Genomic DNA, 5,688 nt, shown 5'->3' on the forward strand with positions numbered 1-5,688 from the left:
AAGGGCAGCCACTTCTTGAGGGGTTGTGACCATCAAAGGTTTTACATCTGGAAGAGTCTGCATTATTGTAAGAGACTCATCGCCCGTACCGGGAGGCGCATCGATAATAAGGAAATCGAGCTCTCCCCAAGCAACATCACCAAGAAATTGATATATTGCGGAAGTTTTTAGAGGTCCACGCCAGATGACGGGTCTATCATCTTCAAGAAAACTGGCCATGGAGATAACTTTCAAGTTCGGAAGAACTTCGGGAGGAATTATCTGTTCCTCCACAACAGTGGGCTTTTTCTTCAAGCCCAGCATTTTAACAACATTAGGACCATGAAGATCAATATCGAGGATACCTGTTTTATAGCCTTCATCTGCAAGCGCTGCGGCAAGATTTGTTGCGACGGTGGATTTGCCGACCCCACCTTTTCCAGACATAACGAGAATTTTATGTTTTATTCCCGACATGTTATTCCGTATTTTCTTCATTGTTTCTGCAAGATTGTTCTGGTTCGTAGCCATTATTGTGCCTCCTCATAAATGATTTCATAACTGAAATCGCACACTTTTTTTAGCATCGCGGATGCAAAGCAATACCTTTCCTGGGAAAGCCGAACAGCCTTTTCTATTTTCTCTTTGGGGAGATCCTTTCCTTTAAAAACATAAGTAACCTTTATACTTGTAAAAACCTTTGGATGTTCATTTGCAAGCTCTCCATTGGCTGTGATCTCATAGTCGTAATCCTTCACTTTCATCTTGTTGAGTATGGAAACTACATCCATTGAAGTACAGCCAAGTAATGAAACGAGCATCAGTTCCTTTGGCCTGGCAGCGGAATCGTTGCCTCCAACTTCTGGGCCAGCATCGGCATATACATCATGGCCTGACGGGGTTTTTGTGTGAAAGGCCATATTTCCAACTCTTTTCATTTTTACCTCCACGCACATAACCTCCTCAAAAAAAAGGGGCTCATGCCCCTATTTATTCAGCCTTTGTCAGTGCCCCTTTGGCAATTTCAATGTATTCTTTGAATGCCTCAAAGTCCGTCGCTGCCAATTCTGCGAGTATTTTTCTGTTCACGGAAACACCAGCTAATTTAAGCCCATGAATGAGTTCACTGTATTTCATGCCTTCCATTCTTGCTCCTGCATTTATCCTTGTGATCCATAGTTTTCTGTAATCTCTCTTTTTCTGTTTTCTGCCGAAATATGCGTAAACTCCAGAGCGAATGTAGTATTGCTTTGCGAGACGGTACCTTCTGCTCAAAGCACCTCTATAACCCTTTGCCGCCTTCAAATACTTTCTTTTCTTCTTTTTTGAATTAACTCCACCTTTGACGCGCATCTTCTATCACCTCTTCGTTATAATCCAAGACTTTTCTTGACTTTTTTGGACATGCCTTTGGAAAGTTCTTCCCATTTTCTTGCTTCTCTGCGGTTGTTTTCACTTTTTTTGCCTGTGTTGTGGTTTCGTCCGGAATGTTGCCTCATTACTTTTCCGCTTCCGGTTATTTTGAAGCGCTTTGCAGTGGCTTTGTGTGTTTTCATTTTAGTTTTTCCCATTTAGTTTACCTCCCTGGGTTGATTTTGGTCTGAGTATCATCCACATGTCACGGCCTTCCATTTTGGGTGCTCTATCAACTTCAGAAATGTCTTCAAGTTCAAGCCTAACTTTTTCTAAAAGCTGAGCGCCTTGGTCACTAAATGCCATTTCTCTACCTCGAAACATGATAACCACCCTAACTTTGCTGCCTTTAGAGAGGAACTCTCTTATTCTATTTACCTTTGTCATAAAATCATGGGTGTCGATTCGAAGTCGGAATTTCATCTGCTTTAATTGGGTTTGTTTTGAACGTTTTTTGGCTTCTCTTTCTCTCTTTTCCTTTTCGTACTTGTACTTTCCGAAATCCATAATCCTTGCGACAGGAGGTTTCGCGTCAGGAGCAACTAACACCAAATCAAGATTCTTCTCCATAGCTATTTTTATGGCTTCATCAGTGGGAAGAATGCCAAGCTGCTCACCTTCTTCATCAACAACGCGAACCTTTGAAACCCTGATGTCATTGTTCTTAATGATTCTCTTTTCATCTCTCGCTATAAAGCATCACCTCTCAAAGAAAAAAGGCGGAAATAGCCCGCCTGTCAATATTCTTTACGAGTATTGACCCCTCGGCTTCAGGCGGGGGTGGGAGCCATGCTCCGCTTACTTTTCTAAAATATGCTGGTGGGCCGTGCAGGAATCGAACCCGCAGCCTACTGATTAAGAATCAGCCGCTCTGCCTGTTGAGCTAACGGCCCACACGCTACTTATTTTAGCTCAATAACTCCCTGCTGTCAACATATCCGGATTTTCATTCGTATAAATCTTCCCTGAAATTTGCAAAATATCCATGTGAGGTTCCTTGTTCTGTATATCTATAGGTGTTTACTTTTGCCAGGTTTAGCGTTGCCCAGATGATCCCCTCGGCATTGCCGGCATCTGCAAGCAAATTGCCATCCGGTGAAATTATACGGCTCTTACCGAGATATTCCATTTCTGACCCTTTTTCTATTTGATTTGCAGCCATAAGAAAAGAACCATTTTCAATAGCTCTAGCTCTTGTGGCTATCTCGTAAATCCTTTCACGCTCTTTCCCAAAGGCGAAGGGAGCGAGAAAAACCTGTGCCCCCCTTTTGGCGAGTGTTCTTGCGATCTCTGGAAAGCCAACTTCATAACACATGAATATGCCAAATTCTACTCCCAGGTAATTGAAAACGAGTAATGATTGACCGGGTTTAAACACTTCCTTTTCCTTTCTAAATAAATGTGTCTTGTTGTAAAACAAGGGTTCGTTGTAAGGCAGTACGACAACGGTGCTGTTGTAGAAAACGTTACCTGATTTTCTTGGGATCCCCCCTACGATAGCCACATCGTTAAAATCTGCAACAGCTGACAAGCTCTCAATAGTTTCATCAAAAATATCCATTGCACTGTTGAGTATTTCTTTTGAAGTTCCGTATCCCGTGTTAAACATCTCGGGAAGTAGAATAAGGTCCACACCCTTTTCGATCAGCAATTCCATGTATGTAATCGCTCTTTCAAGATTCTCGCCAGGATTATCGGGAGCCGAAAAAAGTTGAATAGCTCCAACATTGATTTTAGTTCTTTTTTTGGACACCTTCATCCCTCCAAGCTGCTGATTTCTTCAGAAATATTCAGCTGTCTTTGCCATTGTCCCTTAATTATACCTTTTGAAGAAAAACGGCCTATGGTTTTTAGGATGTCCGCAGAGATGTGCATATTGAGATTTTCAAAAGGGGTGCCTGGCAACGGCATGAAAGTATGACCATGTATTACAGCGCCAAATTTTTCATGCATTAACAACGATATTTCTAGTGACTTGCGTACATCGTCTTTCGTTTCAAAGGGAAATCCGAAGATCATATCGACGTATGGCATAAATCCTTTTTTAGCGATCAGTTCAACGGCGTGCAGAGCGTTTTCAACGTTATGCCCTCTTTTTAAAAGTCTCAATATTCTTTCGCTTCCGCTTTGAAGACCGATCACGATAGTCCTGTTATCGCAATACGTAGCTACGAGGTCAAGCACCTCTTCAGTTACGGATTCTGGTCTAACATCTGAGGGAAAGGAGCCAAAATAAACTTCTCTCATTCCGGCTTCTTTAACGCCTTTTAATAATTTTTCGATAGCTTCTATGTTTGGGATTATTCCTTTACTGGAACCATAACTGAAGGCGTTAGGAGAAATAAATCGAGCAACTTTCCGACCTTGAGCGACGCTTCTTCTGGCATAATCAAGCACTTTTTCCAGGCTTCTGTGCCTGACAGTGTTCCCAAAAAGCCTGGGAGTTTGACAATAGGCACATCCGAAAGGGCAACCGCGTGTAATCTCAATTGGTGAAAATGCCTCGTATTTCAAAGAAAACGGGGGAAATTTATCCAGGTCAACGAATCTTGTGGCTTTCCAGAGCCCTGGTTTGGGATTTAGCACAAAGCTTCGGAGCGTTTCCTCAGCTTCTCCCACAAACACTGCAAAAACCCCTCTTTTTAGTAACTGTTCAGGACGCGCTGAGGCGTGAGAACCACCTGCAATAACCCTATATCCCTTATGAATTATCTCTTGTGCCAATTTGAGATGATGCAAGGCTTCTGGACTCATGAAAGACAGAGCTATGTAAAAATCCCTTGGAAGCTCAAAAAGGTCTTCAGGATTATCAACTACTATTATCTTTACTTCAAGGTCCTCAAGTGCTCCCAGTAAAGCCGCTATGCTATATCGATTGTTTTTAGTTCTGAAAAAGGCAAGTTTCAATTTTCGCCATGCCGCCCTTCAAAAGGCATCTGGATTATCTTATGCACATCTCTCCAGCTTACAAGCCCCATCAAAAAAATAGACAGGGCAATTCCAGAGCCACCCATTTTTTCGAATGCAAGCATTGAAAGCCCCCAGGCTACAAAAATAGCAAATAATACAGAAGCGATAAGTGCAGAGATTTTTCGTGCCATTATGCCGAAAGGCAGCGAAAAAGCGCTTCCTTCAATTCCCAAGAAGAGATATCCAAACGCCATGAACCTAAGGGAGGCTTCTAGCGATGATATATTCTGCCCTCTGAAATATCCCAAAATTGATAGTGCGAATATCAAGAAAATCGTTAGTGTCTGAAGCTGGGGAATCCAGTGTTTGTTGCCTATTAAGGTTCCTGTTAGAAGAGCAACTGTAACCAATATAGACATACTGATACTGAATCCAAACCTTGGGAACAGTATGATTGGAACGACAGAAAAAACGAGCCTGTACAGCATAGCTACCTCCCTATTCCAGCTTTCCCTTTTCCTTTAGCCAGGCTTCTGCCTTTTCTTTTGCCTCCTTGCTGATAACAATGTAATCTTCATCATCAGGAAGTTCCAGAACTTTTCGGCAATATTCTGTGGCCTTGTCCTCATTTCCCCACATGTCATAGAGCATGGCAAGATCATAGTAGATATCGAGATATGTAGGATCTAAGCTAATAGACTTCAGAAAGAGTTCTTCAGATTTTTTGAAGTCTTTGAAGGGCCAAGGTGTGTCACGGTACCTCAGAGCCTTTGCATAAAATGGGAAGTGGTTATCTGGAAGCAATTCCATGGCTTTGTCAATGTACTTATCAAAATCACCTAACATAAAAAGCGACTTTATAATTCCCACATATTGTGCAAGCTGTCCGATAGCAGCTCCGGCAACATAGTAAGCATAACCATAATCTGGATCTAATTTGATAGCACTTTCAGCAGTTTCGCGAGCTTTCTTGTAATACTGTTCCTTATCATTTTCAGTTGCCCAATTGGCGTACTCTCTGTAACAATCAGCGAGTAAAGTTAGCAATTTAACATCGCCCTGTGTTTCAGGGGCGTTTTCTAGAGAGAACATTATTCTTACAAGGTCAGGCTTTTTCTGATATGATCTTGCTTGTGCAAATTGTGAATAAACCGTGTCATAATCAATGGCAAATAAGCTTACAAATATTACTGTAAAGAGAAACAATACAATATTTTTTTTCATTCTAACCCCCTCCTTTAACAAGTTAAAGTCACAAATATTATATCATTGAACAAAGTGATGATAGAGCCCGTTGTGAATTGTGCGTGAGAATCATTGATTCTAACCACTTCATGGTTGTCTCTGGTCAGATCCTGAATTTGGGTTTCAAAGTGCGGGTCCGGG

The 5,688-nt window shown here is 41.8% G+C and carries 9 protein-coding genes and 1 tRNA gene; all 10 read right to left on the minus strand.

The features are described 5' to 3' along the window. A partial coding sequence (locus AC3LHT_RS08240) for a P-loop NTPase (protein ID WP_488662553.1) occupies window positions 1–510 on the minus strand: 510 nt, incomplete at its 3' end. Then, window positions 510–917 (minus strand): OsmC family protein, encoded by a 408-nt coding sequence (locus AC3LHT_RS08245; protein WP_290644988.1) that lies wholly within the window; start codon window positions 915–917, stop codon window positions 510–512. The genes AC3LHT_RS08240 and AC3LHT_RS08245, both read right to left, overlap by 1 nt. Window positions 918–969: 52 nt before the next feature. Further along, on the minus strand, window positions 970–1,332 hold the full coding sequence (rplT, locus tag AC3LHT_RS08250) for a 50S ribosomal protein L20 (protein ID WP_290644986.1): 363 nt from the start codon (window positions 1,330–1,332) through the stop codon (window positions 970–972). Between the two features lie 17 nt (window positions 1,333–1,349). After that, window positions 1,350–1,550, minus strand: coding sequence for a 50S ribosomal protein L35 (gene rpmI / locus AC3LHT_RS08255; RefSeq protein ID WP_290644984.1), 201 nt, complete (start codon window positions 1,548–1,550; stop codon window positions 1,350–1,352). Beyond that, window positions 1,537–2,085: a translation initiation factor IF-3 gene (gene infC / locus AC3LHT_RS08260; protein WP_488662558.1), complete on the minus strand. Its 549-nt coding sequence runs from the start codon at window positions 2,083–2,085 to the stop codon at window positions 1,537–1,539. Before infC ends, rpmI begins: the two co-directional genes overlap by 14 nt. Window positions 2,086–2,209: 124 nt before the next feature. Beyond that, window positions 2,210–2,285, minus strand: a tRNA-Lys gene (locus AC3LHT_RS08265). Between the two features lie 53 nt (window positions 2,286–2,338). After that, a complete protein-coding gene (locus AC3LHT_RS08270; protein WP_488662554.1) occupies window positions 2,339–3,145 on the minus strand; it encodes a carbon-nitrogen hydrolase family protein in 807 nt (268 codons plus the stop codon). Between the two features lie 2 nt (window positions 3,146–3,147). After that, window positions 3,148–4,299, minus strand: coding sequence for a TIGR04013 family B12-binding domain/radical SAM domain-containing protein (locus AC3LHT_RS08275; protein ID WP_488662555.1), 1,152 nt, complete (start codon window positions 4,297–4,299; stop codon window positions 3,148–3,150). Next, complete coding sequence (locus AC3LHT_RS08280; RefSeq protein ID WP_488662556.1) at window positions 4,296–4,790, minus strand: hypothetical protein; 495 nt, start codon at window positions 4,788–4,790, stop codon at window positions 4,296–4,298. The genes AC3LHT_RS08275 and AC3LHT_RS08280 overlap by 4 nt, the downstream gene beginning before the upstream one ends. A 10-nt stretch (window positions 4,791–4,800) precedes the next feature. Beyond that, window positions 4,801–5,526 (minus strand): tetratricopeptide repeat protein, encoded by a 726-nt coding sequence (locus AC3LHT_RS08285; RefSeq protein WP_488662557.1) that lies wholly within the window; start codon window positions 5,524–5,526, stop codon window positions 4,801–4,803. Between the last annotated feature and the right edge of the window lie 162 nt (window positions 5,527–5,688).

It is taken from the genome of Kosmotoga sp., assembly GCF_982836095.1.